General features: G+C 73.1%; 26 protein-coding genes. 15 read left to right on the top strand and 11 right to left on the bottom strand.

Annotated elements, in window-relative coordinates; genetic code table 11:
- Positions 1 to 170 precede the first annotated feature (170 nt).
- Positions 171 to 1301: a threonine aldolase family protein gene (locus ACFYYJ_RS00170; RefSeq protein WP_389127402.1), complete on the bottom strand. Its 1131-nt coding sequence runs from the start codon at positions 1299 to 1301 to the stop codon at positions 171 to 173.
- 145 nt (positions 1302 to 1446) lie between these two features.
- On the opposite strand from ACFYYJ_RS00170, the gene ACFYYJ_RS00175 reads away from it, so the two are divergent.
- The 5 genes from ACFYYJ_RS00175 to ACFYYJ_RS00195 all read left to right on the top strand — a co-directional run bounded on the left by ACFYYJ_RS00175 (position 1447) and on the right by ACFYYJ_RS00195 (position 6951).
- On the top strand, positions 1447 to 2361 hold the full coding sequence (locus ACFYYJ_RS00175; protein WP_385130600.1) for a Rossmann-like and DUF2520 domain-containing protein: 915 nt from the start codon (positions 1447 to 1449) through the stop codon (positions 2359 to 2361).
- Entirely contained in the window at positions 2358 to 3350 is a 993-nt protein-coding gene (gene panC / locus ACFYYJ_RS00180; RefSeq protein ID WP_385130598.1) for a pantoate--beta-alanine ligase, read from the top strand. The genes ACFYYJ_RS00175 and panC overlap by 4 nt, the downstream gene beginning before the upstream one ends.
- Before the next feature lie 80 nt (positions 3351 to 3430).
- Positions 3431 to 5167, top strand: a complete 1737-nt coding sequence (locus ACFYYJ_RS00185; protein WP_385130619.1) for an L-aspartate oxidase — start codon at positions 3431 to 3433, stop codon at positions 5165 to 5167.
- Between the two features lie 2 nt (positions 5168 to 5169).
- Positions 5170 to 6138, top strand: coding sequence for a carboxylating nicotinate-nucleotide diphosphorylase (nadC, locus tag ACFYYJ_RS00190; RefSeq protein WP_384751071.1), 969 nt, complete (start codon positions 5170 to 5172; stop codon positions 6136 to 6138).
- A 3-nt stretch (positions 6139 to 6141) separates the two neighbouring features.
- Complete coding sequence (locus ACFYYJ_RS00195; RefSeq protein ID WP_384582225.1) at positions 6142 to 6951, top strand: type III pantothenate kinase; 810 nt, start codon at positions 6142 to 6144, stop codon at positions 6949 to 6951.
- On the opposite strand, the gene ACFYYJ_RS00200 is transcribed toward ACFYYJ_RS00195, so the two are convergent.
- On the bottom strand, positions 6948 to 7154 hold the full coding sequence (locus ACFYYJ_RS00200; RefSeq protein WP_385130595.1) for a hypothetical protein: 207 nt from the start codon (positions 7152 to 7154) through the stop codon (positions 6948 to 6950). The genes ACFYYJ_RS00195 and ACFYYJ_RS00200 overlap by 4 nt on opposite strands.
- Before the next feature lie 387 nt (positions 7155 to 7541).
- On the opposite strand from ACFYYJ_RS00200, the gene ACFYYJ_RS00205 reads away from it, so the two are divergent.
- Together ACFYYJ_RS00205 and ACFYYJ_RS00210 are read left to right on the top strand one after the other, a co-directional pair.
- Positions 7542 to 8663: a DUF5937 family protein gene (locus tag ACFYYJ_RS00205; RefSeq protein WP_389127406.1), complete on the top strand. Its 1122-nt coding sequence runs from the start codon at positions 7542 to 7544 to the stop codon at positions 8661 to 8663.
- Positions 8664 to 8834: 171 nt separating this feature from the next.
- Complete coding sequence (locus ACFYYJ_RS00210; protein WP_385130590.1) at positions 8835 to 10382, top strand: M28 family metallopeptidase; 1548 nt, start codon at positions 8835 to 8837, stop codon at positions 10380 to 10382.
- A 73-nt stretch (positions 10383 to 10455) separates the two neighbouring features.
- Here ACFYYJ_RS00210 and ACFYYJ_RS00215 read toward each other — a convergent pair whose 3' ends face one another.
- Positions 10456 to 11448, bottom strand: a complete 993-nt coding sequence (locus ACFYYJ_RS00215; protein ID WP_389127409.1) for an SAM-dependent methyltransferase — start codon at positions 11446 to 11448, stop codon at positions 10456 to 10458.
- A gap of 107 nt (positions 11449 to 11555) precedes the next feature.
- Between ACFYYJ_RS00215 and ACFYYJ_RS00220 the strand changes: the two genes are divergently transcribed.
- Together ACFYYJ_RS00220 and ACFYYJ_RS00225 are read left to right on the top strand one after the other, a co-directional pair.
- On the top strand, positions 11556 to 12758 hold the full coding sequence (locus ACFYYJ_RS00220; RefSeq protein WP_385130587.1) for a sensor histidine kinase: 1203 nt from the start codon (positions 11556 to 11558) through the stop codon (positions 12756 to 12758).
- 23 nt (positions 12759 to 12781) lie between these two features.
- The gene (locus tag ACFYYJ_RS00225) at positions 12782 to 13456 is read left to right on the top strand and encodes a response regulator (RefSeq protein ID WP_384582237.1); all 675 of its coding nucleotides are present in this window, start codon (positions 12782 to 12784) and stop codon (positions 13454 to 13456) included.
- A 117-nt stretch (positions 13457 to 13573) separates the two neighbouring features.
- On the opposite strand, the gene ACFYYJ_RS00230 is transcribed toward ACFYYJ_RS00225, so the two are convergent.
- The 3 genes from ACFYYJ_RS00230 to ACFYYJ_RS00240 form a co-directional block, all read right to left on the bottom strand.
- Positions 13574 to 14155, bottom strand: a complete 582-nt coding sequence (locus ACFYYJ_RS00230) for a hypothetical protein (protein WP_389127412.1) — start codon at positions 14153 to 14155, stop codon at positions 13574 to 13576.
- Between the two features lie 150 nt (positions 14156 to 14305).
- Positions 14306 to 15667, bottom strand: a complete 1362-nt coding sequence (locus ACFYYJ_RS00235; protein ID WP_389127414.1) for a PH domain-containing protein — start codon at positions 15665 to 15667, stop codon at positions 14306 to 14308.
- A 41-nt stretch (positions 15668 to 15708) separates the two neighbouring features.
- Positions 15709 to 16197 (bottom strand): PH domain-containing protein, encoded by a 489-nt coding sequence (locus tag ACFYYJ_RS00240; protein ID WP_385130579.1) that lies wholly within the window; start codon positions 16195 to 16197, stop codon positions 15709 to 15711.
- Positions 16198 to 16228: 31 nt separating this feature from the next.
- Here ACFYYJ_RS00240 and ACFYYJ_RS00245 point away from each other — a divergent pair, with 31 nt between their 5' ends.
- The 5 genes from ACFYYJ_RS00245 to ACFYYJ_RS00265 all read left to right on the top strand — a co-directional run bounded on the left by ACFYYJ_RS00245 (position 16229) and on the right by ACFYYJ_RS00265 (position 20551).
- On the top strand, positions 16229 to 17371 hold the full coding sequence (locus ACFYYJ_RS00245) for an NADH-quinone oxidoreductase subunit D (protein WP_384751040.1): 1143 nt from the start codon (positions 16229 to 16231) through the stop codon (positions 17369 to 17371).
- A 276-nt stretch (positions 17372 to 17647) separates the two neighbouring features.
- Positions 17648 to 17992, top strand: coding sequence for an arylamine N-acetyltransferase (locus tag ACFYYJ_RS00250; protein ID WP_389127417.1), 345 nt, complete (start codon positions 17648 to 17650; stop codon positions 17990 to 17992).
- 25 nt (positions 17993 to 18017) lie between these two features.
- Positions 18018 to 18866, top strand: a complete 849-nt coding sequence (locus ACFYYJ_RS00255) for an arylamine N-acetyltransferase (RefSeq protein WP_389127418.1) — start codon at positions 18018 to 18020, stop codon at positions 18864 to 18866.
- A gap of 146 nt (positions 18867 to 19012) precedes the next feature.
- Positions 19013 to 19228, top strand: coding sequence for a hypothetical protein (locus ACFYYJ_RS00260; RefSeq protein WP_385130571.1), 216 nt, complete (start codon positions 19013 to 19015; stop codon positions 19226 to 19228).
- An 84-nt stretch (positions 19229 to 19312) separates the two neighbouring features.
- The gene (locus ACFYYJ_RS00265; RefSeq protein ID WP_385366359.1) at positions 19313 to 20551 is read left to right on the top strand and encodes an alpha/beta hydrolase; all 1239 of its coding nucleotides are present in this window, start codon (positions 19313 to 19315) and stop codon (positions 20549 to 20551) included.
- Between the two features lie 4 nt (positions 20552 to 20555).
- Here ACFYYJ_RS00265 and ACFYYJ_RS00270 read toward each other — a convergent pair whose 3' ends face one another.
- The 4 genes from ACFYYJ_RS00270 to ACFYYJ_RS00285 form a co-directional block, all read right to left on the bottom strand.
- Positions 20556 to 21572, bottom strand: coding sequence for a hypothetical protein (locus ACFYYJ_RS00270; protein ID WP_389127420.1), 1017 nt, complete (start codon positions 21570 to 21572; stop codon positions 20556 to 20558).
- A gap of 111 nt (positions 21573 to 21683) precedes the next feature.
- Positions 21684 to 22670 (bottom strand): ABC transporter substrate-binding protein, encoded by a 987-nt coding sequence (locus ACFYYJ_RS00275; RefSeq protein ID WP_385130562.1) that lies wholly within the window; start codon positions 22668 to 22670, stop codon positions 21684 to 21686.
- Between the two features lie 94 nt (positions 22671 to 22764).
- Complete coding sequence (locus ACFYYJ_RS00280) at positions 22765 to 23430, bottom strand: ABC transporter permease (RefSeq protein ID WP_385130617.1); 666 nt, start codon at positions 23428 to 23430, stop codon at positions 22765 to 22767.
- Positions 23431 to 23434: 4 nt separating this feature from the next.
- On the bottom strand, positions 23435 to 24127 hold the full coding sequence (locus ACFYYJ_RS00285; protein WP_384582257.1) for an ABC transporter permease: 693 nt from the start codon (positions 24125 to 24127) through the stop codon (positions 23435 to 23437).
- 133 nt (positions 24128 to 24260) lie between these two features.
- Here ACFYYJ_RS00285 and ACFYYJ_RS00290 point away from each other — a divergent pair, with 133 nt between their 5' ends.
- The gene (locus ACFYYJ_RS00290) at positions 24261 to 25226 is read left to right on the top strand and encodes an ABC transporter ATP-binding protein (RefSeq protein ID WP_385130559.1); all 966 of its coding nucleotides are present in this window, start codon (positions 24261 to 24263) and stop codon (positions 25224 to 25226) included.
- 105 nt (positions 25227 to 25331) lie between these two features.
- Here the strand turns inward: ACFYYJ_RS00290 and ACFYYJ_RS00295 are convergent, their stop codons facing one another.
- Positions 25332 to 26441, bottom strand: a complete 1110-nt coding sequence (locus ACFYYJ_RS00295; RefSeq protein ID WP_385130557.1) for an alpha/beta hydrolase — start codon at positions 26439 to 26441, stop codon at positions 25332 to 25334.
- Positions 26442 to 26476 lie beyond the last annotated feature (35 nt).

The raw sequence follows: 26476 nt of genomic DNA on the forward strand, positions 1-26476 counted from the left end.
CGGGGGTGCCGATGCGCGGAGCCGGTCCCCGCCCCGCCCTTTCTCCGTTTCCCGGGGATCCGCCCCCGCACCCCGCGCCCCGAACGCCGGCGAGGCTGCAGGATCGGGGCTCCGCCCCGGACCCCCGGTCCTCAAACGCCGGACGGGCTGAAATGCCGCCCCCGGGCCCGCTACAGCCTCGCCGTGAAGTCCGCGACCGCATCCGTCACGTCCGCTGCGGTCCAGGACAGGCCGGGGCCCGTTACCGTCACCTCGGTCATGGACACACCCGGCACGACCGTCGGAGACCACCGGCGGAACAGGACCCGGCCCGTCTCCTCCGCCGTGCGCAGCCCCGTTTCCGTCAGGTGCGCCGCCTCGAAGGGCAGGCAGACCTGGAACTGGTGGGTGTGCGGGACCTCGGGGTGGACCCGGGACCAGGCCACGCCCGAGGCGGCGAGCGCCGCGCGCAGGGCGTCGGCGACCAGGCGGGCGTGGTCCACGTACGCCGGCAGCCGGGGCAGCTCGCGCTCCAGGCCCGCCAGGGCGGACAGGGCGGCGGGGAACTGGCGGAAGACGCGGCCGCCGTAGCGGTGGCGCCAGACCCTGGTCTCCTCGACGAAGTCGGCCGTGCCCGCCAGGCAGGCCCCGCTGATCCCGCCGAGGGACTTGTAGAAGGACACGTAGACCGAGTCCGCGAGGGCGGCGATCTCGGGGAGCGGGCGCCCGAAGTGGACCGTGGTCTCCCAGAGCCGGGCCCCGTCGAAGTGGACCGCCGCCTCCCGCTCCCGGGCGGCCTCCACCACCTCCTCCAATTCCTCCCAGGTGGGCAGGAGGAAGCCCGCGTCGCGCAGGGGCAGCTCCAGCATCAGCGTGCCGAAGGGCTCGGGGAGGGAGGCGACCTCCGCGGCCGTGGGCTGGCGGGGCTCGGTGGTCGGGTGGACCACCCGCAGACCGGAGACGACCGACAGCGCCTCCCCCTCCCACCGCTCCGGGTGGCTCATCGGGTGCAGGGCGACGGCCTCGTTCCCGGTACGACCCGCCCAGCAGCGCAGGGCGATCTGCTGGGCCATGGTGCCGGTGGGGAAGAACGCGGCGTCCTCGGTGCCGAGCAGCTCCGCGACCCGGCGCTCCAAGGAGGCGACCACCCCGTCGCCGTAGACGTCGGCCGGTTCGTCCGGGTCGTGGGGGGCGTCCGTCAGCCGCGCCAGCAGCTCGCCCAGGGTGGCCTCGCCCGGGCCCCGGCCCAGGGTGTGCTCCGCCGCGCGCCAGGCGGCCACCAGGCGGCGCTCGTACGCCGTGTCCTCGCTCTGATCGGTCATGGCCCCGATCATCGCCGACCGGGCGGCCGCGGCCCCGGGGCCGGTGCCGGGCGGCGTGAGGCGGTGAAGCTTTCCGGTCAGGGCACTAGCATGGCGGCGTATCGTCCGGTACCCCCCGCGGACTGGAACGGAAGGCCCTTCCCGCGTGAATCCATCACTGCAGCCGCGCCCCGCACGGCTCGCCGTCGGCGTCGTCGGAGCCGGCCGGGTCGGCCCCGCGCTGGCCCGTGCGCTCCAGCAGGCCGGGCACCGGCCCGTCGCGGTGTCCGGAGTCTCGGACGCGTCCGTGCGCCGGGCCGCCCGGATGCTGCCCGACGTGCCGCTCGTAGCGCCCGCGCAGGTGCTCGAACTGGCCGACCTGGTCCTGCTCACCGTGCCCGACGACGCGCTGCCGGGCCTCGTGCAAGGCCTGGCGGAGACCGGCGCGGTCCGGCCCGGGCAGCTCCTCGTGCACACCTCCGGCCGGTACGGGACCTCCGTGCTCGACCCGGCCCGCCGGGTGGGTGCGCTGCCCCTGGCCCTGCACCCCGCGATGACCTTCACCGGCACCGAGGTCGACGTGCAGCGGCTGGCCGGCTGCTCCTTCGGCGTCACCGCCCCCGAGGAGCTGCGGCTCGCGGCCGAGGCGCTGGTCATCGAGATGGGCGGGGAGCCCGAGTGGATCGCGGAGGAGGCCCGTCCGCTCTACCACGCGGCCCTGGCCCTGGGCGCGAACCACCTGGTCACCCTGGTCGCCCAGTCGATGGAGCTGCTGGCCAAGGCCGGCGTCGAGCACCCCGACCGGATGCTCGGCCCGCTGCTCGGCGCGGCCCTGGACAACGCCCTGCGCTCCGGGGACGCCGCCCTGACCGGGCCGGTGGCCCGCGGTGACGCCGGCACGGTCGCCGCGCACGTCTCGGAGCTGCGCAGGCACGCGCCGGGCACGGTCGCCGGGTACCTGGCGATGGCCCGTACGACCGCGGACCGGGCCCTCGCGCACGGTCTGCTGAAGCCCGAACTCGCCGAGGACCTGCTCGGCGTGCTCGCCGACGCCGAGCCGGAAGGGGACAGCGCACCGTGAGCGAACTGCTGCTCGACACCGCCGAGGAGCTGCGGAAGCTCCCGCGGAACGGCCGCCGGGCCGTGGTGATGACCATGGGCGCCCTGCACGAGGGCCACGCCACCCTGATCCGCTCGGCCCGTGAGCTGGCCGGGCCGCAGGGGCAGGTCGTCGTGACCGTCTTCGTCAATCCCCTGCAGTTCGGGGCGAACGAGGATCTGGACCGCTACCCGCGCACCCTCGACGCCGACCTCGCGATCGCCGAAGGGGCGGGCGCCGACGCGGTGTTCGCACCGGCCGTCGAGGAGGTGTACCCGGGCGGCGACCCGCAGGTGCGGATCAGCGCCGGTCCGATGGGCGGGCGCCTCGAAGGGAGCACCCGTCCGGGGCACTTCGACGGGATGCTGACCGTCGTCGCCAAGCTGCTCCACCTGACCGCCCCGGACCTGGCGCTCTTCGGGCAGAAGGACGCGCAGCAACTGGCCCTGATCCGGCGGATGGTGACGGACCTGAACTTCCCCGTGGAGGTGGTCGGCGTGCCGACCGTCCGCGAGGAGGACGGGCTCGCGCTGTCGTCCCGCAACCGCTACCTCTCCCCCGTCGAGCGGCACACGGCCCTGGCCCTGTCGCGCGCCCTGTTCGCGGGGCAGGACCGGCTCGCCGCGCAGGCCGCGCTGCGGGCCCGCGCCGAGGCCGCCCCGGCCAGCGACGAGCGGGCCACGGCCCTGGCCCGGCTGGGCGAGATCCGCGCCTCCGCCGACGCGCACGCCGTTTCGGCGGCGGGCGGTGGGCTGCCGGACGCGGTACGGGCCGCCGCGCGGCACGTGCTGGAGGAGGCGGGCCGGCACGAGCCTCCCCTCGTACTGGACTACCTGGCCCTGGTGGATCCGCGGGACTTCACCGACGTCGGGCCCGAGTTCACCGGGCAGGCCGTGCTGGCCGTCGCGGCGAAGGTGGGCGCGACCAGGCTGATCGACAACATTCCATTGGAGTTCGGAGCACACACGTGAGCACCCCAGGCAGAGCCGTCCCGTCGGGCGGCGCAGAAGCGGGCGCGGGCACGGGCACGGGTGCCGGTCCCGGCACCGGCATACGGCTGCACGCGCCGGCCCCCGGCTGGGCCGTCGACGCCGACGTCGTGGTCGTGGGTTCGGGCGTCGCGGGGCTGACGGCGGCGCTGCGCTGCGCCGCCGCGGGCCGCCGTACGGTCGTGGTCACCAAGGCCCGGCTCGACGACGGTTCCACCCGCTGGGCGCAGGGCGGCATCGCCGCGGCCCTCGGCGAGGGCGACACCCCCGAGCAGCACCTCGACGACACGCTGGTCGCGGGCGCGGGCCTGTGCGACGAGGAGGCCGTACGGCTGCTCGTCACCGAGGGACCGGGCGCGGTGCGCCGGCTGATCGAGGCGGGCGCCGTCTTCGACACCTCCGCGCAGACCGGTGAGATAGAGCTGACCCGGGAGGGCGGCCACCACCGGCGCCGGATCGCGCACGCGGGCGGCGACGCCACCGGCGCGGAGATCTCCCGGGCGCTCGTCGAGGCCGTGCACGCGGCGGGCATAGAGACGGTGGAGAACGCGCTCGTACTGGACCTGCTCCAGGACGCGGAGGGCCGGACGGCCGGGGTGACCCTGCACGTCATGGGCGAGGGCCAGCACGACGGCGTCGGCGCCGTCCACGCGCCGGCCGTCATCCTCGCGACCGGCGGCATGGGCCAGGTGTTCTCCGCGACCACCAACCCTTCGGTGTCCACCGGTGACGGCGTGGCGCTCGCTCTGCGGGCCGGCGCCGAGGTCTCGGACCTGGAGTTCGTGCAGTTCCACCCTACGGTGCTGTTCCTCGGCCCGGACGTCGAAGGCCAGCAGCCGCTCGTCTCGGAAGCGGTCCGCGGCGAGGGCGCGTACCTCGTCGACGCGGACGGCGTCCGCTTCATGCTGGGGCAGCACGAGCTGGCCGAGCTGGCCCCCCGCGACATCGTCGCCAAGGGCATCACGCGCCGCATGCTGGAGCAGGGCGCCCTGCACATGTACCTGGACGCCCGGCACTTCGGCGCCGAGATGTGGGAGCAGCGCTTCCCCACCATCCTGGCCGCCTGCCGTTCGCACGGCATCGACCCGGTGACCGAGCCGATCCCGGTCGCGCCCGCCGCGCACTACGCGTCCGGCGGCGTCCGGACGGACCTGCACGGTCGGACGACGGTCCCCGGCCTGTACGCCTGCGGCGAGGTCGCCTGCACGGGCGTGCACGGGGCGAACCGGCTGGCCTCCAACTCCCTCCTGGAGGGCCTGGTCTTCGCCGAGCGCATCGCCGAGGACATCGTCCGCGGCGCGCCCTCGGGCAGCGGCCCGGGCGTCCCGGTCCCCGCGACCGGTCCGCTGCAGCCCGCGGAGGCCCGGTACGAGATCCAGCGGATCATGACGGAGGGCGCGGGCGTGCTGCGCTCCGCCGAGTCGCTGCGCACGGCGGCCGAGGCCCTCGAATCGCTGTACGCGACCGCCCTGGGCGAGCTGGAGGCGCACGGCAAGACCGCCGAGCCGGGTGTGGACACCTGGGAGGCGACGAACCTGCTGTGCGTGGCGCGGGTGCTGGTCGCCGCCGCCGAGCGGCGGGTGGAGACCCGCGGCTGCCACTGGCGCGAGGACCACCCGGACCGGGACGACGCCCACTGGCGCCGCCACCTCGTGGTGCGGCTGTCCGCGACCGAGCGGCGGGCCCTGGTCGTCACCCCCACGGACTCCGCGGACTTCCCGTCCGTGCGCGTCCCCCTGAACACCGCGGACATCGCCGATACCGCGAACGCCGCGAACCCCCCGAGCCTGGAGCAGTGACCGTGAGCACCCCCGAACTTCCCCTGATCGACCAGAACGACGGCGGCTGCGGCGACGACTGCGCCTGCGGCGACGGCGAGGAGACCGGCCTGGACCCGGCGCTGGCCCAGCTGCTGGTGGACGCGGGCCTGGACCCGATCGAGGTCGAGGACATCGCCCACATGGCGCTCTCCGAGGACCTCGACGGCGGGGTCGACGTGACCACCGTGGCCACCGTCCCCGAGGACGCCGAGGCCGTCGCCGACTTCGTCGCGCGCGAGAACGGCGTCGTGGCGGGCCTGCGCATCGCCGAGGCCGTGTTCTCCGTGGTGTGCACGGAAGCCTTCGAGGTGGAGCGGCACGCGGAGGACGGCGACTCCGTCGAGGCCGGGCAGCTGCTGCTGTCCGTGCGCTCCCGCACCCGCGACCTGCTGACGGCGGAGCGCAGCGCGCTGAACATCCTGTGCCGCCTGTCCGGCATCGCGACCGCCACCCGCCGCTGGGCGGACGTCCTCGACGGCACGTCGGCGAAGGTCCGCGACACCCGCAAGACCACCCCGGGGCTGCGCGCTCTGGAGAAGTACGCGGTGCGCTGCGGCGGCGGCGTCAACCACCGGATGTCGCTGTCGGACGCGGCGCTGGTGAAGGACAACCACGTGGTGGCGGCCGGCGGCGTCGCGCAGGCCTTCAAGGCCGTACGGGAGGCCTTCCCGGAGGTCCCGATCGAGGTCGAGGTCGACAACCTGGAGCAGATCGGCGAGGTCCTGGAGGCGGGCGCCGACCTGATCCTGCTGGACAACTTCACCGTCGAGCAGACCGAGCGGGCCGTGGCCCTGGTCGCGGGCCGCGCGGTGCTGGAGTCCTCGGGCCGCCTCACGCTGGACACCGCCCGGGCGTACGCCGAGACCGGCGTGGACTACCTGGCGGTCGGCGGGCTGACCCACTCCTCGCCGATCCTGGACATCGGCCTCGACCTGCGCGAGGCGGTGTAACCGATGCTCCTCACCATCGACGTAGGCAACACCCACACGGTCCTGGGCCTGTTCGACGGTGACGAGATCGTCGAGCACTGGCGCATCTCGACCGACCCGCGGCGCACGGCCGACGAGATGGCCGTGCTGATGCAGGGCCTGATGGGCATGCACCCGATGCTCGGCAGCGAGCTGGGCGACGGGATCCACGGCATCGCGATCTGCTCGACGGTGCCGGCGGTCCTGCACGAGCTCCGCGAGGTGACGCGCCGCTACTACGGCGACGTGCCCGCGGTGATCGTGGAGCCCGGTACGAAGACGGGCGTGCCGATCCTGATGGACAACCCGAAGGAGGTCGGCGCGGACCGCATCGTGAACGCGGTCGCGGTGGTCGAGCTCTACGGGGGCCCGGCGATCGTGGTCGACCTCGGTACGGCGACCACGTTCGACGCGGTGTCCGCGAAGGGCGAGTACGTGGGCGGGGTCATCTCGCCCGGCATCGAGATCTCGATGGAGGCGCTCGGCATCCGGGGCGCGCAGCTGCGGAAGATCGAACTGGCCCGGCCGCGGAACGTGGTCGGCAAGTCCACGGTCGAGGCGATGCAGTCGGGCGTGGTCTACGGGTTCGCGGGGCAGGTCGACGGGATCGTGACCCGGATGGCCAGGGAACTGGCCGGGCCGTCGGGCAACCCGGAGGACGTGCGGGTGATCGCGACGGGTGGTCTGGCGCCGATCGTCCTCGGCGAGTCCTCGGTGATCGACGACCACGAACCGTGGCTGACCCTGATCGGGCTCCGCCTGGTGTACGAGCGCAACGCGCCGAGCTTCGCCTAGGCCCGGCGGCGCCTGAACAGTCTGGCCACCGCCGCCCGCCAGGGGTGTCCTGCCGGGCGGCCGTCCAGGACCGCCTGGAACTGCTCGTACGTGCGGGCGGCGCGGAGGGTGGCGATGTCGTCGCGGCCGGGCGGGGGCGGCGGGGGGTCACCGTGCTGTGACGCCCGGTAGGTGTCGATGAGGTACTGCTCGATGGCGGTCATTCCTCCACCCTGCGCCTGCCCTGGCCGACCCGCACGACGATTGACGACGGCCGTCAATCGGCCGGCCCGGACCGCTGCGCGGGGCTCCGGCCGCGGCTTCGCCGCCGGGGCTCCGCCCCGCACCCCGCGCCTCAAACGCCGGCGGGGCTGGAATTGCCCTCCGGGCAATCCGGCCCGCGCGGCCGGTGATGCGTGCACGCACGTCCAGGCCGACGCCGGCAGAAACCAGCCTCGCCGGCGTTTGAGGCACGGGGTCCGGGGCAGCGCCCCGGCAGCGGCGCCGCAGACGAACACCGGCAGAGCGCACCGGCGGCGCCGCAGCCGAACCACCCGGCCGGACCCGCCGCGCCGCGCGGACCGCACCACCCCTCCGGGGAGAATGGGTCGATGAGCGTCACCATCGACATCGCCGGGCTCCCCCAGGGGCGGATCTCCTTCTCCCCCTCGCCCCTCGCAGAGCTCTGCATGGCGCTGCACGCGCTCTCCCAGCCCGCCCACCACCCGGCGCTCGCCTCCTGGACCGCCGCGACCACCGCCGCGCTCGATCCGGGCCTCGCGGACCGGCTGCTGGAGGCGGACTTCATGTGGCGGAGTTCCTTCTCCGACATCTTCATGCCCTTCGCCGGCGTCCCCGGCGGGAGCGGGCTGCCCGCCGCGACCCTCGCCGAGGAGCTCGACGTACTCGACCGGCTCGACGACGAGCGGTTCGTACGGGCCGCCCTGGAGCACTGCTGGCTCGCGCTCTACAACGAGGGCGTGCCCTCCCCTCTCACGGACCCCCTGGCCCGCGCCAGGGCCCTGGAGACGGCCGCCGCGCGCGGCCCCCGGCAGTTGGACTTCTCCCTGCGGCTGCTGGACGACCCGGCCGGGGTCCGGGTGTGGATGCGGCGGCTCCTGGAGGACTGCGAGGAGGCCTTCTTCGCCGAGACCTGGCGGCGGATCGAGCCCGGCCAGAGCGCGGACGCCCGGCACAAGACCGAGGTCCTGCGCCACAAGGGGCTGCCGGCCGCGCTGAAGGAGGTCTCCTCGGCGCTGAGCGTGGACGAGGGCCGCACCACCATCACCGCCGACAAGATGGTCAACGGCCAGACCACCGCCACCGATCCGCGAATAGGCGCCGGGCTGGTGTTCGTACCGACCAACTTCGGCTGGCCGCATCTGCTCGTGCTGCACGCGCCGGGCTGGCGTCCGGTGGTCCACTATCCGCTCGGCACCCCCGAACCGGTCTCCGAGCCGGGCTCGGTGGAGCTGCTCCAGCGGCGGATGGAGGCCCTCGCCCATCCGATGCGGATGATGCTGTGCCGGAGCCTGGCGCGGGCCCCGTACACGACCAGCGAGTTGGCGGCCGTGTACGGCATCACCGCGCCGGAGGTGTCGCGGCACCTGTCCGTCCTGAAGAAGGCCGGTCTGCTGCACACGCGCCGTCAGGGTCGGTACGCCCAACACCAGTTGGACCTGGCGGCCGTGGCCCGCATCGGCTCGGACTTCATCGAGGGGATCCTCCGCTAGCGTCCACCCGCGCCGCCCCGGGGGAAACTGCCTCCGAGTTGCCGCCAAGTCGCCGATATGCGGAATTCACAAACCGGAATCAGTGAAAAGTCTGGCCAGAGTGACCCGTTGCTGCTTAACGTGCGTCCACCGCTCCTCCCTGCTCGCACTTATGCCGTGGAAGGACCCTGCATGCCCTCACGCCGTATAGCCGCAGCAACCGCCGCCCTGGCGGTCGCGGCCCTCGTCTCCCCGTTGATGCTCGCCGGTCCGGCCGGGGCCACGAGCCCCGCGAGCGATGCCGCGAGGGGTGACGCACTGGCCAGGAAACTGGTGAAGGACTCGACGGGCAAGGGTGCCTACAACCACCTGAAGGTGCTCCAGTCGATCGCCGACTACAACAACGGGACCCGGGTCGCCGGTTCCAAGGGCCACGAGCAGTCCGCCAAGTACGTCGAGGCCGTGATGAAGGCGGCCGGCTACAAGGTCACGAAGAACGAGTTCGACTTCGTGTACGTCGAGTCCATCGCCGAGAAGCTCACGGTGAACGGCGCGAACGCGCACGACGTCCCGATCCACCTGATGACGTACACCACGAGCACCCCGGCGGGCGGTGTCACCGCCCAGGTCGCCGCCGCCCCGGTCGACGCGGACGGGACGAACGGCTGCGAGCCGGGCGACTTCGCCGCCGGCGCCTTCACCGGCAAGATCGCCCTGATCAAGCGCGGCGGCTGCACCTTCGCGGCGAAGCAGGCCAACGCCGCGGCCGCGGGCGCGGTCGGCGCGATCATATGGAACAACACCGACGGCGCCCTGAACGGCACCCTCGGCGACCCGAACGTGGGCAAGGTCCCGACCGGCGGCATCACCATGGCCGAGGGCCAGAAGCTCGCCGCCGAGGTCGCGGCCGGGCCGGTCGAGGTCACCCTCGACGTCCGGGAGCTGCGCGAGAACCGCAAGACGTACAACGTCATCGCGGAGACCCAGGGCGGCGACGCGGACAACACCGTGTTCCTCGGCGCCCACCTCGACTCGGTCGCGGCGGGCCCGGGCATCAACGACAACGGTTCGGGCTCGGCCGGCATCCTCCAGGTCGCACAGCGGCTCGCGAGCAGCCAGAACAAGATCAAGAACAAGGTCAAGTTCGGCTGGTGGTCGGCGGAGGAGTTCGGCCTGCTCGGCTCGGAGGCGTACGTCGACGGGCTGACGGAGGCGCAGAAGAAGCAGATCAAGCTCTACCTGAACTTCGACATGATCGCCTCGCCGAACTCCGCGTACTTCGTCTACGACGGCGACGACTCGGACAAGACCGGCGCGGGCCCCGGCCCCGAGGGCTCCGCCCAGTTGGAGAAGGGGATCACCGACTTCCTCGACTCCAACAACATCCCGCACGAGGGCACGGACTTCTCCGGGCGCTCGGACTACGGCCCGTTCATCGCGGTGGGCATCCCGTCCGGCGGCACGTTCACCGGCGCCGAGGGCATCATGACCGCCGAGCAGGCCGCGAAGTTCGGCGGCAAGGCGGGCGTCGCCTACGACGTGAACTACCACGCCAAGGGCGACACCCTCGCGAACATCGACCAGAAGGCGCTCGACATCAACGTCGACGTCATCGCGAACGCGGTCGGCCACTACGCCTTCGACCTGGCGCCCCTGTCGAAGCCGGTCGTCTCCGCGCCGAGCACCGGCACGGGCAGCGGCGGCGGTCTGCACGCGGGCCACGACGACGTCGTGGAGTAGCGGAGCGGTTCGGCAGTCGGCGAACAGGCCGTGTGGGGCCGGCATCCCGTTCGGGGTGCCGGCCCCTTCCGCGTCAGTCGGCCTCGGTGTCCGGCCACGGCGCGATGCCCGCCGGCTGGCAGAGCCAGAGGAAGTCCCCCAGCCCTCCCCGGGCGGTCAGTTCCGCCGCTTCCCCGGCGGAGGCGAGGCGGCGGACGTAGCCGGCCGGGTCCGTGGAGGCCAGGGCCAGCGGGGGACGGGCCCCCGAGACGCCGAGGGCGGTCAGCGCCTCGCGCTGGGTCAGCAGCACCGCCCCGGGGCCCGCGCAGGAGTCCAGGGCCACGTGGGCGGTGACGTCGCAGCCGCCGTCCGGGACGGGCCGCACCTCCCGGCCCGCGCGAAAGCCCGTCAGGGTGCCGTACGGCGGCCGCGTCTCCCGGGTGTGCGCGTAGTCCACCGCCACCGCCAGGCCCCGCTCCACGGTCGTCGCGGCGGCCGCCCAGGCCTCGTCGCGGGCCCGCCCGATCTCCGCCCGGCCCTCCTGCTCCGCGCCGGGCCACCAGCGCTCCAGCCAGGCCCGGTCCTCGGCGTCGAGGGGGTCGCCCGGGGACTCCTCGCCGTCGCTCGCGACCAGTACGTACCGGCCGTCCTCGGCGATCTCCAGCGGGACGTTGTCCAGCCACTCGTTGGCGAAGAGGAGTCCCGTCGTCCGCTCGGGCGGCCGCGCCACCCACTCGATCCGGGGGTCCAGCCCGGCCGGCCGCTCCGCGCACTCGACCGCGTACGGCCGCACCCTGGCGGCCACCGCTGCGGGCAGCGCGGCGAGCACCCCGGCCACCAGCTCGCCCCGGCCGGCCGCCATGTCGACCAGGTCCAGCTCCTGCGGGTGCCCCAGCCGCCCGTCCACCCACAGCAGGAGCCGGGCCACCGCCCCCGCGTACAGCCCCGAGGCGTGCACCGAGGTGCGGAAGTGGCCGGCGGGCCCCGGGCCGCCCGGGCGCACGTAGAAGCCGCCGGGTCCGTACAGTGCGGTCTCCATCGCCGTCCGCCACCTGACCGGACGCTCGACTTCTGGCTGAGTGCTCATCGGGCAAAGGTTAAGTTCACCGTCCACCTTGGGGAGTACGCCCCCTCCGGGAGGTTGGCACCTCTGGTTGACTCCAGCACCTGTCGCCGTTCCCTACTCTGGGTTACGTGCAGCGCCTCTACGACTTCCTCCGCAGACACCCGACGGGCGTCGACAGCTTCTGGGCTGTCCTCCTCTTCGGGGCCTCGATGCTGAACGTCGCGGTCGAGGGTTCCACGAGCGCGCTCATGAAGCTCGCGACCGTCCCCGTGGTGCTCGCCATGAGCACCGCCGTGGCGCTGCGCCGCAAGTGGACCCAGGCGATGTTCTGGCTCACCCTCGGCGCGGGGGTCTACCAGCTGGCCCTGGGCATCACCGCGGAGGTCTGGAACCTCGCCCTGTTCGTCATCCTCTTCACCGTCGCCGCGAGCGACGTCCCCCGCTGGGTCTCCCGCACCGCGCTGGGCTGGGGCGTGGCGGCCGCCCCGCTCTACTTCGTGCGGTTCGGGGTGGACAAGGGCTCGAACGACGTCGACAACGTCCTCTTCGCCGTCTTCATGATCGTCCCCTTCGTCCTGGCGTGGGTGCTGGGCGACTCGCTGCGCACCCGCCGGGCCTATTACGCCCAGCTCATCGAGCGCAACCAGCGGCTGGAGAAGGAGCGCGAGGCCCAGTCGAAGGTGGCCGTGGCCGCCGAGCGCGCCCGGATCGCCCGCGAGCTGCACGACGTCGTCGCGCACAACGTCTCGGTGATGGTGGTCCAGGCCGACGGCGCCGCGTACGTCATGGACGTGGCCCCCGAGCAGGCCAAGGAGGCCCTCCAGACGATCTCCGGGACGGGCCGCCAGGCGCTGGCCGAGATGCGCCGGCTGCTGGGCGTCCTGCGCACCGGCGAGCCGCAGGAGTCCGAGGACTACGTGCCGCAGCCGGACGTCGAGCAGATCGAGGTCCTGGTCGAGCAGGTACGGGCGGCCGGGCTCGCGGTGGACTTCGAGGTCGAGGGCGCCCCGCGGCGACTGCCGAGCGGCGTGGAGCTGACGGCGTACCGGATCGTGCAGGAGGCTCTGACGAACACGCGCAAGCACGGCGGCCCGGACGCGAAGGCGAGCGTGCGGCTGGTCTACTTCGACGACGGGCTCGGCCTGCTCGTCGAGGACGACGGGCGGGGCGCCGCGCACGAGTTGTACGAGGACGGCGGCGCCGACGGCGCCGGGCACGGACTGATCGGCATGCGCGAGCGGATCGGTATGGTCGGCGGAACCCTGGACGCGGGGCCGCGGCCCGGCGGAGGGTTCCGGATCAGCGCACTGCTCCCGCTGAAGAAGCAATGACGATGACGAGGACGAGGTAACCGATGTCCATCCGCGTGATGCTCGTAGACGACCAGGTGCTGCTGCGCACCGGTTTCCGGATGGTGCTGGCCGCACAGCCGGACATGGAGGTCGTCGCCGAGGCGGGCGACGGCCTGGAGGCCCTGGAGGTGCTGCGCTCCACGAAGGTGGACGTGGTGCTGATGGACGTCCGCATGCCGAAGCTCGACGGGGTCGAGGCGACGCGGCGGATCTGCGAGCCGGAGGAACACCCGAAGGTCATCATCCTGACCACCTTCGACCTGGACGAGTACGCCTTCTCCGGGCTGAAGGCGGGGGCGAGCGGCTTCATGCTGAAGGACGTCCCGCCGGCCGAGCTGCTCGCGGCGATCCGCTCGGTGCACAGCGGGGACGCGGTGGTCGCCCCGTCGACGACGCGGCGGCTGCTGGACCGGTTCGCGCCGATGCTGCCGACGACCACGCAGGAGCCTCAGAACAAGGAGGTCGAGCGGCTGACGGAGCGCGAGCGCGAGGTCATGCTGCTGGTGGCGCAGGGGCTGTCGAACGGCGAGATCGCGGGCCGCCTCGTGCTGTCGGAGGCCACGGTCAAGACGCACGTGGGTCGGATCCTGACGAAGCTGAACCTGCGCGACCGCGTGCAGGTGGTGGTCCTGGCGTACGAGACGGGCCTGGTCCGCGCGGGCGGCGGCGCCGCGTAGCCGGCCGTCGTACGGGCCTCCCCGCCCGGGCGGACCGTGCGGCGGCGCCGCGTAGCCGGCCGTCGTACGGGCCTCCCCGCCCGGGCCGTGCCGGCGCCTGGCGGGGAGGCCGCGGGGTCAGCGCGTGATGAACTCACAGCCCCCGACGACGACGTCGAGCGCCGCGCTGTCCGCCACCAGCAGGTCGGAGCCGCTGCCGCATTCGATCCGGTCATAGCCGCCGTTGCGGCTGACGATGGTGTCGTTGCCGCCCCTTCCGTTGAAGGTGGTGGCCGACGGCGCGGAGTTCCAGCCGTCGCGGTCGGTGAGCCGGTCGTTCCCGTCGCCGCCGATGATCGTGTCCTGGCCCTCGCCGCCGTCGATGTCGCTCGGGATCGAGGTCTTGTTCTCGGCCCTGTCGTCCCGATCGCCGAGGGACGCCTGGATCCGGGTCACACCGGTGCCGCAGCGCACGGAGTGGCTCGTCACCTGCTGACAGCCGGGGCCGGCCGTGAGCGTGCTCGCCGAATCCGTGACCAGCAGGTAGCCGGGAGCGGTGTCGAACGTGACGTTGTTGACCTCCCCCGCGAGGGCGGAGAAGAGCACGGTGCCGCCGTTGCGGATCACGAACGACGGTGCCGCGGACGCGGGGGCGGCGAGCGCCACCGACAGGGCGAACGCGGTCAGGGCGGGGGCGGCGAAGCGGAGGTACGGGTTCATGGGTGTGCAGTCCCTCTGGGTTGCGGGGTCGCCGGATCGGGTCGAGGATCCGTCGCCCCGTTCGCTACCCGGAGTCACCGGTGGGCCCGTGTGATCATCGGAGAGTTACCTCCTGTGCCACGCCCGACCCCCCGTCCGGCCCTGAACGCGCTACGTCATCCAGCGGTCCGGGCGGGCCGAGGCCCGCGAGGTACGGGCGCGGGCGGCCTGGGCGGCCAGCAGCTCGGCGGCCTCACCGGCCCCGCGCAGCCGGGCGGTGACCGTACCGTTCGCGCCGGTGTCCACGTGGACGTCGGCGAGACCGCGGACGCGTTCCCAGGGGCCCTGGGTCAGCCGGACGCTCTGCACCTTGGCGTGCGGGACGATCTCCGTACGCCGGCACAGCCGACCGCGCCGGGCCGCGAACACGTCCCGGGAGACGGCCAGGCCGTACCCCTTCCACCACACCGGCACCACCCAACGCGCGGCCGTCCGCGGCGAGCCGTCGAAGGTCAGCCCCGCCGGGTCCACGCCCGGCAGGATCCGCGCGATCAGCGCGTGCGCGGCGGCCCTCGGGGCCACCGGGACCAGCAGCCCGTTCTTCGAGCCGGCCACGGCCAGCTCCACCCGGACCCAGCCGCGCCGGCGCCACAGCAGCGGCTCGACGATCCGTACGCTCTGGACGCGACCGGGCGGCACCGTCTCGTGCGCCCGGTCCAACAGCCCGTGGTCCAGGCGCAGCCCGTCGGGGGACTCGGCGACGGTCCAGTCGTACTCGGCGAGGAAGCGGCCCGCGCTGCCCTTCCAGACCGCGCCCGCCAGCGGCAGCAGCACGACGAGGGCCGCCCACGGGCTGGGGCTGAACGTGAACACGAGCACCAGCGCGGTGAGCCCGCCGACCAGCGTCGCCGAGAAGCCGAGGCTCAGGACGAGGGACAGCACGAGCTCGCGCGGCCCGACCCGCAGCAGCTCCCGCTCGGGGGCCTCGCCGAGCCGCACCGCCTCCTCGGGGGCGAAGCCCGCGGCCCGGGCGAGGAGCTCGGCGCGCAGGGCGACGGCCTCCTTCTCCCCGAGGAAGGCCAGCTCGTCCTTGTCCTCGGTGCCGATCACGTCGAGCCGCAGCGAGGCGACCCCGGTCAGCCTGGCCAGCAGGGGCCGGGTGACGTCGACGGCCTGGATCCGATCGAGCCGGATGTGCGCGGCGCGGCGGAAGAGCAGCCCGCTGCGGATGCGCAGCTCGGTGTCGGTGATGGCGTAGTGGGTGAACCACCAGCTCAGCAGCCCGTACACGCCGAAGACCAGGACCAGACCGAGGACGACCGTCACCCGGAGCGGGGCGGACAGCTCCCCGATCCACTCCTGCGCGCGCTCGCCCTGCTGGGCTATCACGCCGACGGTCGCCGCGATCGGCACCCAGGCCCGCCGCAGGGGGGTGAAGGGATGCAGCCGCCTGCCCGCGGCGGACCCTGCGGCGGAGGCCGCGCCCGCAGGGGTCGAGGGCTGCGGGGGCACGCCCACCGGGGGCGGGGTCACGCCGTCGGGGTGCAGGGGGACTCCTTCAACGGGACCGGAGGTCACAGGCCCGCCGACCTTGCCTCGCCGAGCTCCGTCAGGCGGTCGCGCAGGCGTTCCGCCTCGGCCGGGGCCAGGCCGGGGATCTTGGCGTCGGTGGCCGCGGCCGCCGTGTGCAGCTGTACGGATGCCAGCCCGAAGCGCCGCTCCAGCGGGCCCGAGGCGACCTCGACGAGCTGCATCCGCCCGTACGGGACCACGGTCTCCTCCCGCCACAGCACGCCCCGGCTGATCAGCAGGTCGTCCGCGCGTTCCGCGTACCGCCACGACCGCCAGTTCCGCCCCAGCAGCACCCAGCCCCAGACCGCGGCCGCCGGCCACACCAGCGCGAGGCCCGCCCACGCCGGTCCCGCCAGCCCCAGCAGAACGCCGGTCGCCGCGGCGAGGAGCACCGTCCACACCACCAGCAGCATCCGCCGCATCACCAGCAGCCCACCCGGCAGCCCCACCCACCCGGGCGACGCCGTCTCACCCACTGTCCCCGTATCCATCCCCACACCCTAGGGCTGAGACAATGCCCGCATGACGGAGACCACGGTCGGTATCGGCGGCGCGGCGGAAAGCACCGACATGGTGCTCAACATCGGCCCCCAGCACCCTTCCACACACGGTGTGCTGCGCCTGCGCCTCGTCCTGGACGGGGAGCGGATCGTCAGCGCCGACCCCGTGGTCGGCTACATGCACCGCGGCGCCGAGAAGCTCTTCGAGGCCCGCGACTACCGGCAGATCGTGATGCTCGCGAACCGCCACGACTGGCTGTCCGCGTTCTCCAACGAGCTCGGCGTGGTCATGGCCGTCGAGCGGATGCTGGGCATGGAGGTCCCCGAGCGCGCCGTGTGGATGCGCACGCTGCTCGCCGAGCTGAACCGGGTGCTGAACCACCTGATGTTCCTCGGCTCCTACCCCCTCGAACTGGGCGGGATCACCCCGATCTTCCACGCGTTCCGCGAGCGCGAGGAGCTCCAGGCCGTGATGGAGGAGATCTCCGGCGGCCGCATGCACTACATGTTCAACCGCGTCGGCGGCCTCAAGGAGGACCTCCCCGCCGGCTGGCTCGGCCGCGCCCGCGAGGCCATCGCCGACGTCCGCACCCGCATGGACGTCTACGACAAGCTGGTCCACGGCAACGAGATCTTCCGCGGCCGCACGCGGGGCGTCGGCGTCCTGTCCCGCGAGGCGGTGCACGCGTACGGCGTCTCCGGCCCCATCGCCCGCGCCTCCGGCGTCGACTTCGACCTGCGCCGCGACGAGCCGTACCTGGCCTACGGCGAGCTCCAGGACGTCCTGAAGGTCGTCACCCGCACCGAGGGCGACTGCCTGGCCCGCTTCGAGGTGCTGCTCGACCAGACCCACAACGCCCTCGACCTGGCCGTGGCCTGCCTGGACCGCATGGACGAACTGCCGCCCGGCCCGATCAACCAGCGCCTGCCCAAGGTGCTGAAGGCGCCCGAGGGCGAGACGTACGCCTGGACCGAGAACCCCCTCGGGATCAACGGCTACTACCTGGTGTCGAAGGGCGAGAAGACCCCGTACCGCCTGAAGCTGCGCAGCGCCTCCTACAACAACATCCAGGCCCTGTCGGTACTGCTCCCCGGGCAGCTCGTCGCGGACATGGTGTCGATCCTCGGCTCGCTGTTCTTCGTCGTCGGCGACATCGACAAGTGACGATCCTCGCCCCGTGACGGGGGGCGATTCCCTTCAGCCCGCGCGAGCGGGCTTGGGGCTTCACGCATCCGCCTCTGGCCGGTGGCCGGGACTCGCATCCTGGGGATGCTGCGCGTGCTGTTGATGTCCGAGCCACCCGTCCGGCGGGCTCGGGCCTCGATCTCCATCGAGGCGTTGTGGTCGGCGTCGTCCTCGTGTCCGCACCGCGTGCAGGCGAAGAGCCGGCCGCATCCCTGACGGGGGGAGGGTCCGGGCTGGAGCCTGCTCAGCCCCGACATGCACGCCCCCCGGGTCAACTTCCGCGACGCGCCCGCGACGACGGCCGACTTCGAGGAGCGGCACGCCTGGCTGTCCACGGCCGAGGACTCCCCCTTCGTCCGCACCTTCGTGATGTACCGGCGGGACGCCGAGGGCGCGGACCTGCTGCGCGGCCGGGTCCTGACCCGCATCGACGCCGCGAAGGGCAAGACCGAGAGGGAACTCGGCGGGGAGGAGGAGCTCTTCGACGTCATCGGCGGCGTCTTCGGGCGCCGACTCGACGACCTGATCCCGGCGGACCGGGCGGTGCTGTGGGACCGGGTGGGTCGAGCACACGCCGCGTGGCTCGCATCCCGGTCGTGACGGTGCCCGGACGTAAGGTGAGGAAATGACCACCACCACCGGCATATTCACGGGGTACTTGCGGCGACTCGGCATCACCGAGCCCCATGTCCCGTCCGTCGAAGGGCTGTTCGCCCTCCAGCGCGCCCACCTCGAACGCGTCGCGTACGAGAACATCGACATCCAGCTCGGCAGGCCGCCCGCCATCGACCCCGAGCTGTCGGCGGTCCGCTTCGGCGCCGGGCGGGGCGGCTACTGCTTCCACCTCAACGGCGGTTTCGCCGCCCTCCTGGCATCGCTCGGGTACGACGTCACCCTGCACGTCGGCGGGGTGGACGAGGACCCCGCCGCACGGAAGGCCAACGGCAACCACCTCGCGCTGACCGTACGCGTCGACGGCGAGGCCTTCTTCGTCGACGCCGGGCTGGGCGACGGCCCGTACGAGCCGCTGCCGCTGCGCGAAGGCACGTACGAGCAGGGCGGGTTCGGCTACCGCATGGAGCCGCTCGACGGTCCCGAGCCGGGCTGGACGTACCACAACCCCGGTGGCCCGTTCCCCGTCATGACCTTCCTGTCCGCCCCTGCGACCATGGCCGACTTCGACGCCGAGCACCTGCGGCTCTCGACCGCCCAGGACTCCCCCTTCGTACGGACCTTCGCGGCGCTGCGCCGCGACGCCACGGGCATCGACCTGCTGCGGGGGCGGGTGCTGAGCCGCGTCGACCCGGAGAAGGGGCCCGTCGAGCGGGAACTGGGCGGCCCCGAGGAGCTGTTCGACGCGCTGTCGGGTGTCTTCGGGCTGGAGCTCGGCGAGCTGTCCGCGGCCGACCGGGAGGAGCTGTGGGCGGGGGTGCAGCGGGCCCACGAGGAGTGGCTGGCCTCCCGCCAGGGCTGACGTCCTCGGGTGCGGCGGAGCCGGCGCGACGGGCCCATGTCGGTGGCGGCCGGTCGGTGCGGCGGAGCCGGTGCGGCGGGCCCATGTCGGTGGCGGCCGGTCGGTGCGGCCGGCCGATGTCGGTGCGGCAGGGCAGACTTGGTCCCATGTCCCACTCTCCCCGCCGGGCCTGCCCGACCTGCGGCCGCGACTGCGCCGTCACCGCCGGCCGGATCGCCCGCCACGACCCTCCGGCCGGGCGGAGCCGCGGCGACATGGTGTCCTGCCCGGGATCCCGGGCCCGGGTGGTCCTGGGCGCCTCGGCCCCGGTGCTCGACGGCTTCGTGCTGCCCGAGCACCCGGGGCAACTCCCGCTGTTCTGAACGCGGGTAGGGGGGTTTACCCCCCTCGACGGGCGGGTGGCGACCGGATGTCGGTGCGCGCGGGCCCTCCGTAGCGTTCCCGTCATGACGAACACACGGATACCGAAGCGGTGGCTGCGGCGCGGGGCCGCGGCCGTGGCCCTCGCGGCCGTACTCGGCGGGATCGCCGCCCCCGCCGCCCTGGCCGTGCCCACGGCCGCGTCCCAGGGCGCCGCGCAGCGCGGGGCCCTGCTCTCCGTCACCCCGGTCGGCGACCTGGACCGCGCGGGCGTCACCGCGTACATCTCAGGCTTCGGCATGGACGCGGGCACCGTCCGCCACGGGATCAGCGCGTACCGGCTCACCTACTCCACCGTCGACCCCCAGGGCCGCCCGACCACGGCCACCGGTCTGCTCGTCCTGCCGCAGGGCGGCCCGCGCCGCCTCGACCTGGTCTCCGACACCCACGGCACCACCGCCCACAAGGACGACGCCCCGTCCGGCGGGGCCGGCTACAACCGGCTCACCCCGTACCTGCACGCCGCGGCCGGCCGGGCCGTGGCGGCCCCCGACTACCTGGGCCTCGGCGGCGGGCCGGGCCCGCACCCGTACGTGGACACCGCCTCCTCGGTCACCGCCTCCGTGGACATGCTGCGGGCCGCCCGCACCGCCGGGGACCGGCTGGGCCGCCCCCTCACCCGGGACGTGTACGCCACCGGCTTCTCGCAGGGCGGCCAGGTGGCGATGGCCCTGGGCCGCGAGCTGTCCCGGCCCGGCAGCGGCTTCCGGCTGCGGGCGCTGGCCCCGATGGCCGGGCCCTACGACCTGAGCGGCTCCGAGCTCCCCGGCATCACCGACGGCCGGGTCGCGCCGCGCACCGCCGTCTTCTACCTCTCGTACTTCCTCACCGCGCAGAACCGGCTGCACCCGCTCTACAAGGACCCGGCCGAGGTCTTCCGCGCACCTTATGCACAGGCTGTGGAAAGTCTGTTCGACGGGAGCCACCACGAGGAGGAGATCGTCGGAGCACTGCCCGCGACACCGCAGGAGCTGCTCACCCCGGAGTGGTACGAGAACGTCCGCGCCCCGCGCGGGGAACTGCGTGCGGCCCTCGCGGCGAACGACGGCGCGTGCGACTGGAAGCCGGCCGCGCCGGTGCGCCTCTACACGGGCAGCGCCGACACCGACGTGCCGATCGCGAACAGCCGTGCCTGCGCCGCGGACCTGGCCCGCCACGGGGTTCGGGCCCGCGTCGTCGACCAGGGTCCGGACGCGGACCACGTCACGACGGCGATGCGCTCGGCCCCGCAGGTGAGCCGCTGGTTCGACTCGCTGTCCCGCTAGCGGCCTAGGAGATGGCGGTACGGAGGCGGACCACGTCGATCGGCTCCGTCTCGTCGTGGGCCGTCAGGTCGATGACCTCGCCGGCCGCGGAATCGGTCCGGTCGGCCGCCTGCCCGGCGGGGGCCTCGGCGGAGGGCTGCGCGGTCTCCGCGTCGTGGACGGCGAGGGCCTCGGCGCCGACCACGTCCGCCAGGTCCTCGTTCTGGACCGCCTCGATGGCCGCGCGGGCCTGCGCGGCGTTCTTCGTACCGAAGAAGTCGAAGCCGCCCTCGACCCGGGAGGCCGGGCGCTGCTGCCGGGAGGCGTACGGGGCCACCGCCGCCGCGGGGCGGCGGGCGGGCAGGGCGGCCGGGCGGGCGTGGGTCTCGGCGGCGGGCAGCTCCGGGCGGGCCTGCTTCTTCGGCTCGGGGTCGGGCTCGGGCTCCGGCCCGGAGGGCTTCTTGTCGGCGAGCGCGAGCATGGCCGCGTGGGCCCGGGCGTAGCCGACCGCGGTGGGCGCGCCCGCCGAGGTGCGCTCCTCGGTGACCGGCGGCAGCTCCTTCGGCGCGGGCGCCGGGCCCGCCTCGGCGGCCTCGATCGCGAGCAGCCGACGGCCCTCCAGGGCGCTGGCGCGCTCGGTCTCGGCGGTCGCGTACCGGCGCAGCAACGCGGCGTGCTCCCCGCGCAGCCCCGCGAGTTCGACGCGCTTGGCGCGCAGCTTGGCTTCGAGCCTGGCTCGCAGCACCCGGGCCTCTTCGAGGTCGGATTCGAGCTCGGCTATCCGCTCTTCCGTCTTCCACTCGTCCTTGACCCGCTCGCGGGCGAGTTCCGCGACGCGGCGGCCGGCCGCGCGGTCCCAGGCCCGCATGACGACGGCCCCGGCCACTCCGGCGCCCGCCGTGAGGGCCACGAGGAGTCTCAGCGCCAGCGGCTCCGCGAGCAGCCAGGCGACGCCGGCGCCGGCGACGGACACACCGGCGACGGACGTGGGCGTGAGCAGCCGGTGCAGGGGTTCGGGATTGCGGTGACGTCCACGGGGCATGGCCTGAAATTTACAGGGCGTGGCCCTCGATTGGAGTACCCGCCCGGGAAACTGTTCCCAGGCGGTTACCCGTCATTTCCGCCGCAAACCGTGTGACTGTTGCCTGTTCCGCTACTTCACGAGGCCCTTGGACTGCAGATAGGCCTTCGCCACGTCCGCCGGCTTGGCGCGCTCCGCGTCGACCTTGCGGTTCAGGTCGACGAGGTCGGCGGTCGTGAGGGCCTTGGTCAACTTGTCGAGCGCGGCCGCGATCTCCGGGGCTCCGGCGTCCTTGGCGTTGACCACGGGCAGCACGTTGTCGGCGTTCTGGAGCTTCTTGTCGTCCTCCAGCAGGACCAGCCCGAAGCCGTCGAGCGTGGCGTCGGTGGTCGTGGTGAGCACCAGCTGGTCGGCGCCGTCCTTGACGGCCTGCTTGGCCTGCGGGGTGCCGACGCCCTTCGGGTCGATACCGGAAACCTGAATTCCGTATGTCTTGGTCAACCCGGGTGCGCAGAAGGGGCGGACGGCGCATTCGTCGCCCGCCGCGATCTTCACCTTGAGGCCGGACTTCCCAAGATCGGAAAGCGTCTTGAGGTTGTTCTTCTCGGCGAATTCCTTGGTCACCGCGAAGGCGTTCTGGTCGACCGCCGAGCCCGCCGGCAGCGCCTTCAGCCCGAGGGGGCCGGCGAGCTTGTCCAGGCCCGCCACGGTCGCCGCGACGTCACTGGAGGCGACCGGCTTCTCCTCCGGCGCCTTCGGGCCGTTCACCTTGGCGTTGAGGAACTCGGCGAGCGTGGCCGCGTACTCCGGGACGACGTCGATCTCGCCCTTCTCCAGCGACGGCTCGTACAGCTCGCGGTTGTTGACCGTCTTTATCGAGGTGCTGTAGCCGGCGTCCTTGAGGACCTGCGCGTACAGCTCGGCCAGCACGTTGGACTCGGTGAACCCGGCGGCGCCGATCACCAGCGCCCCCTTGCCGCCACCGCCGTCGGCCGGGGAGGAGGCGGAGGCTGCGCCCTCCTTGCTCTTCTCCAGGCTGTCGCCGCCGCACGCGGCCAGCGACACCGCCAGCGCGAGGGCGCCCAGGGACGCGCCGGCGACGCGTGTGGTCTTGCTCATGGGGAACTCCGTTCGGGGCGTGGGAAAGAGACGTGGGAAGGAGACGTGGTTCCGTACGGGGCCCGTTCGGGCTGCGTACGGGCTCGTAAGGGGGTCAGCGCGGGCCCGTCCGCGGCAGCAGCCGCTCCGCGGCCACCAGGGCCCCCTCCACCAGCAGGGCGAGCGCCGCCACGAGCAGGGCGCCCGCGACGACCTGTGCGGTGTTGTAGGTGTTGAAGCCGGCCGTGATGATCCGGCCGAGGCCGCCCTGGCCGACCATCGCCGCGATCGTGGCCGTGGCGACGACCTGCACCGCTCCCGAGCGCAGCCCGGTCATCACCAGCCTCCGGGCGAGGGGCAGTTCCACGCGGAAGAAGAGCTGGGCACCGGACATGCCCATGCCGCGGGCGGCCTCCACCACCGAGCGGTCCACCTCGCGCATGCCCACGTACGCGTTCGTCAGCAGCGGCGGCACGGCGAAGAGCACGAGCGCGGCGATCGTCGGGAGATAGCCGGCGTTGCGCAGCGGCGAGACCATGAACAGGGCCAGCACCGCGAAGACGGGCACGGCCCGCCCGACGTTCGACAGGTTCACGGCGAGGGCGCCGCCCTTGCCGAGGTGGCCGAGCCACAGCCCGACGGGCAGGGCCAGCGCACAGGCGATGCCGAGGGCGACCCCGCTGACGTAGACGTGCTCGACGAGCCGGTTCCGGACACCGCTCTCGCCCGCCCAGTTGGCTCCGTCCGCCAGCCAGTTCCAGGCTTCCCCCACCACACCCAGCACGTCAGGCCTCCTTGCCGGCGGGTCGGCGTCCGGCCCGGGTCCACGGCGTGAGCAGCCGCTGTACGCCGAGCAGCAGCAGGTCGGCCACGAGGGCGAGCAGCACGCACAGCAGGGAGGCGGTGAGCACCTGGGCCTTGAAGGAGCTGTTGACCGCCGGGGCGATGAGGTTGCCGAGGCCGCCCTTGCCGACGATGGAGCCGACGGTGGTCAGCGCCACCGTGGACACCGTCGCGATCCGCAGCCCGGCGAACAGGGCGGGCAGCGCGAGCGGCAGTTCGACCTGCCACAGCAGCCGCCCGGGCCCGTACCCCATGCCGCGCGCGGCCTCCCGCACCTCCTCGGGCACGGCCTCCAGGCCGGCCAGCGCGCCCCGGACCAGGATGGTCAGCGAGTACAGCACCAGCCCGGTCACCACCAGCGCCGCCGACAGCCCGAAGAGCGGCAGCAGCAGGGAGAACATGGCGAGCGAGGGGACCGTGTAGAGCAGGGTGGTGAGGCCGAGCACGGGCGCGGCCCAGCGGCGGCCCCGGCGGGCCAGCAGGGCGAGCGGGAGCGACACGGCGAGGCCGATGAGGACCGACACGCCGGTGATCCAGACGTGTTCGAGGGTGGCGTCGGTGAGCTCCTGGGAACGGGAGGAGACGTACTCCCAGCAGAACCAGTCGTTCGCCACCAGGCAGCCCCGGCCCGCCATTCCCCTCACCCCCCGGTCGTCGAACGTACGTGGGACCGACCCTAACCCCCGCCGGTGTCAATGGCCGGATTCCTTCGCACATGGGCAACACGCCCTTCACAAACCGGCGGTCCCGGTAGGGAAGGATGATGATGTGATCCGATTCGAGCACGTCACCAAGCGCTATCCCGACGGGACGACAGCCGTTGAGGACCTGTCCTTCGAGGTGGCGGAGGGCGAGCTGGTCACGCTCGTCGGCCCGTCCGGCTGCGGCAAGACGACCACGATGAAGATGGTCAACCGGCTGATCGAACCCACCTCGGGGCGGATCCTGCTCGACGGCGAGGACATCGCCGCGGCCGATCCCGTCGAGCTGCGCCGCCGCATCGGCTACGTCATCCAGCAGGTCGGACTGTTCCCCCACAAGACGGTGCTGGAGAACACGGCGACCGTGCCCCGACTCCTCGGCACCCCGAAGGCCGCCGCCCGCGCGCGGGCCGCCGAACTGCTCGAACTGGTGGGGCTGGATCCGGCCGTGTACGGGGGCCGCTACCCGGAGCAGCTGTCGGGCGGGCAGCGCCAGCGCGTGGGGGTCGCCCGCGCCCTGGCCGCCGATCCGCCGGTGCTGCTGATGGACGAGCCGTTCGGGGCGGTGGACCCGGTGGTGCGCGAGCGCCTGCAGAACGAGTTCCTTTCCCTCCAGCGCACGGTGCGCAAGACGATCCTGCTCGTCACGCACGACCTGGAGGAGGCGATCCGGCTCGGCGACCGCATCGCCGTCTACGGACAGGGCACCATCGAGCAGTTCGCCCGCCCGGCGGCGGTGCTCGGGGCGCCGGCCACCGACTCCGTGGCCTCCTTCGTCGGCGCCGACCGGGGCCTGAAGCGGCTCTCGGTCACGGTGGTGGAGGAGGCCGACCTGACGCCCGCGGAGGACGGCGCCCCGCTCCCCGCCGCGGTGGAGCTGGGCGCGTCGCTGCGCGAGGCCCTCGCGGCCCTGCTCCAGGAGGACTCGGGCCGGATCGGGGTCACCGACCCGGACTCCGGCGCGCTGGTCGGCGTACTGACACCGGAGGGCGTCCACCGGGCGCTGCGGCGGACCGAACCGCAGCACGCGTAGGGCACCCGGGACGCGTAGGGCACACAAAAGAGTGACCGGCCCCTGGGGGCCGGTCACGGGTGCTTCGTTCGGCTGAATCGGCGGGGCCGGCAGCCGGGCCGATGATCAGGCCTGGATGCGGTCGCTCATCCACATCAGCATCGGCGGGATCTCGCGGCGCCACGTGTTGAAGTTGTGGCCGCCGCTGTCGAGGATGATCGAGGAGACCCGGTCCGGGCTCTGCACCTTCTTGATGAACTTCCTGGTGTCCCCGAGGTTCGGCTCGCCCTTCTCGCTGCTGGTGACCAGGAAGGACGTACCGCTCGGCTTCTTGCTCTCCATGGCGTGCAGGACGTCCGCGCGCTTCTTCAGCTTGGCGTCCCCGTGGAAGAGGTCACCGGTCGTCGGGTCGTCCGGTGCCTCGTAGTACGCGGAGAGCCCGGCGGCCGCGCCGAAGGTCTGCGGGTAGTGCGCGGCGATCTTCAGCGCGCAGTAGCCGCCGGTGGAGTTGCCGATGAAGCCCATGTTCTGCGGCTTCTTGCCGACCCGGAAGGTGTCCGTGATGGCCTGCGGCAGGTCCACTCCGAAGAAGGTCTCGGTCTGCGGCCCGTCCGGGATGTCCACGCACTCGGTGTCGCGCGGCGGCGCGACGGTGGGGCGCAGCATGACCAGGATCATCGGCTTCATCTTCCCGGCCTTGGACAGGCTGAAGGCCTTCATCGGGTAGTCGAGCCCTTTGATCAGGTTCTCGGCCGTGCCCGGGTAGCCGGTCAGGATCACGGAGGCGGGGAAGTTGTCGTTCTTGTGCTGCGGCTGGAAGTACTCCGGAGGGAGCCACACGTAGCCGGGGCTCGTTATCTTCGACTTCTGCCCGGTTATGGCAACCTTCAGGATCTGTCCGCCGACCTGGGGCTTGGCACCACCCGGCACGTCCAGCTTCTGCTTGTCGACGACCTTGATGTCCTTGCTGCTCATCGAGTGGTCGACGACCTTGCCCATGGACGTCTCCTGGCCGAACAGGTCGGCCCAGGAACCGTAGAAGAGGAACGACTTGTTGGCCGCGAGCCCCACAGCCGAGAACAGCGCCAGCTGGGCCGCCAGCAGGAGCCCGATACGGCCGGCGACCGGGCGCCAGCCGCGGCCCGCGAGCTTCGGCCAGAACCAGACCGTGGCCGCGAAGAGCAGCACCCCGGCGACGATGGCCAGCGCCAGAACCGTATTACTGGTGAGACCCATGAGCAGTCAGTCGACTTTCTGATGGCAGGACTGGA

Origin of the sequence: Streptomyces sp. NPDC002467 (genome assembly GCF_042889825.1) — a bacterium.
In the GTDB taxonomy this organism is placed as follows: Bacteria; Actinomycetota; Actinomycetes; order Streptomycetales; family Streptomycetaceae; genus Streptomyces.

Coding starts and splice junctions, on each gene's coding strand:
- ACFYYJ_RS00170 (WP_389127402.1), bottom strand. CDS start 1,301: ATGACCGATCAGAGCGAGGACACGGCGTACGAGCGCCGCCTGGTGGCC.
- ACFYYJ_RS00195 (WP_384582225.1), top strand. CDS start 6,142: ATGCTCCTCACCATCGACGTAGGCAACACCCACACGGTCCTGGGCCTG.
- ACFYYJ_RS00200 (WP_385130595.1), bottom strand. CDS start 7,154: ATGACCGCCATCGAGCAGTACCTCATCGACACCTACCGGGCGTCACAG.
- ACFYYJ_RS00205 (WP_389127406.1), top strand. CDS start 7,542: ATGAGCGTCACCATCGACATCGCCGGGCTCCCCCAGGGGCGGATCTCC.
- ACFYYJ_RS00210 (WP_385130590.1), top strand. CDS start 8,835: ATGCCCTCACGCCGTATAGCCGCAGCAACCGCCGCCCTGGCGGTCGCG.
- ACFYYJ_RS00215 (WP_389127409.1), bottom strand. CDS start 11,448: ATGAGCACTCAGCCAGAAGTCGAGCGTCCGGTCAGGTGGCGGACGGCG.
- ACFYYJ_RS00225 (WP_384582237.1), top strand. CDS start 12,782: ATGTCCATCCGCGTGATGCTCGTAGACGACCAGGTGCTGCTGCGCACC.
- ACFYYJ_RS00230 (WP_389127412.1), bottom strand. CDS start 14,155: ATGAACCCGTACCTCCGCTTCGCCGCCCCCGCCCTGACCGCGTTCGCC.
- ACFYYJ_RS00240 (WP_385130579.1), bottom strand. CDS start 16,197: ATGGATACGGGGACAGTGGGTGAGACGGCGTCGCCCGGGTGGGTGGGG.
- ACFYYJ_RS00245 (WP_384751040.1), top strand. CDS start 16,229: ATGACGGAGACCACGGTCGGTATCGGCGGCGCGGCGGAAAGCACCGAC.
- ACFYYJ_RS00250 (WP_389127417.1), top strand. CDS start 17,648: ATGCACGCCCCCCGGGTCAACTTCCGCGACGCGCCCGCGACGACGGCC.
- ACFYYJ_RS00255 (WP_389127418.1), top strand. CDS start 18,018: ATGACCACCACCACCGGCATATTCACGGGGTACTTGCGGCGACTCGGC.
- ACFYYJ_RS00260 (WP_385130571.1), top strand. CDS start 19,013: ATGTCCCACTCTCCCCGCCGGGCCTGCCCGACCTGCGGCCGCGACTGC.
- ACFYYJ_RS00265 (WP_385366359.1), top strand. CDS start 19,313: ATGACGAACACACGGATACCGAAGCGGTGGCTGCGGCGCGGGGCCGCG.
- ACFYYJ_RS00270 (WP_389127420.1), bottom strand. CDS start 21,572: ATGCCCCGTGGACGTCACCGCAATCCCGAACCCCTGCACCGGCTGCTC.
- ACFYYJ_RS00275 (WP_385130562.1), bottom strand. CDS start 22,670: ATGAGCAAGACCACACGCGTCGCCGGCGCGTCCCTGGGCGCCCTCGCG.
- ACFYYJ_RS00285 (WP_384582257.1), bottom strand. CDS start 24,127: ATGGCGGGCCGGGGCTGCCTGGTGGCGAACGACTGGTTCTGCTGGGAG.
- ACFYYJ_RS00295 (WP_385130557.1), bottom strand. CDS start 26,441: ATGGGTCTCACCAGTAATACGGTTCTGGCGCTGGCCATCGTCGCCGGG.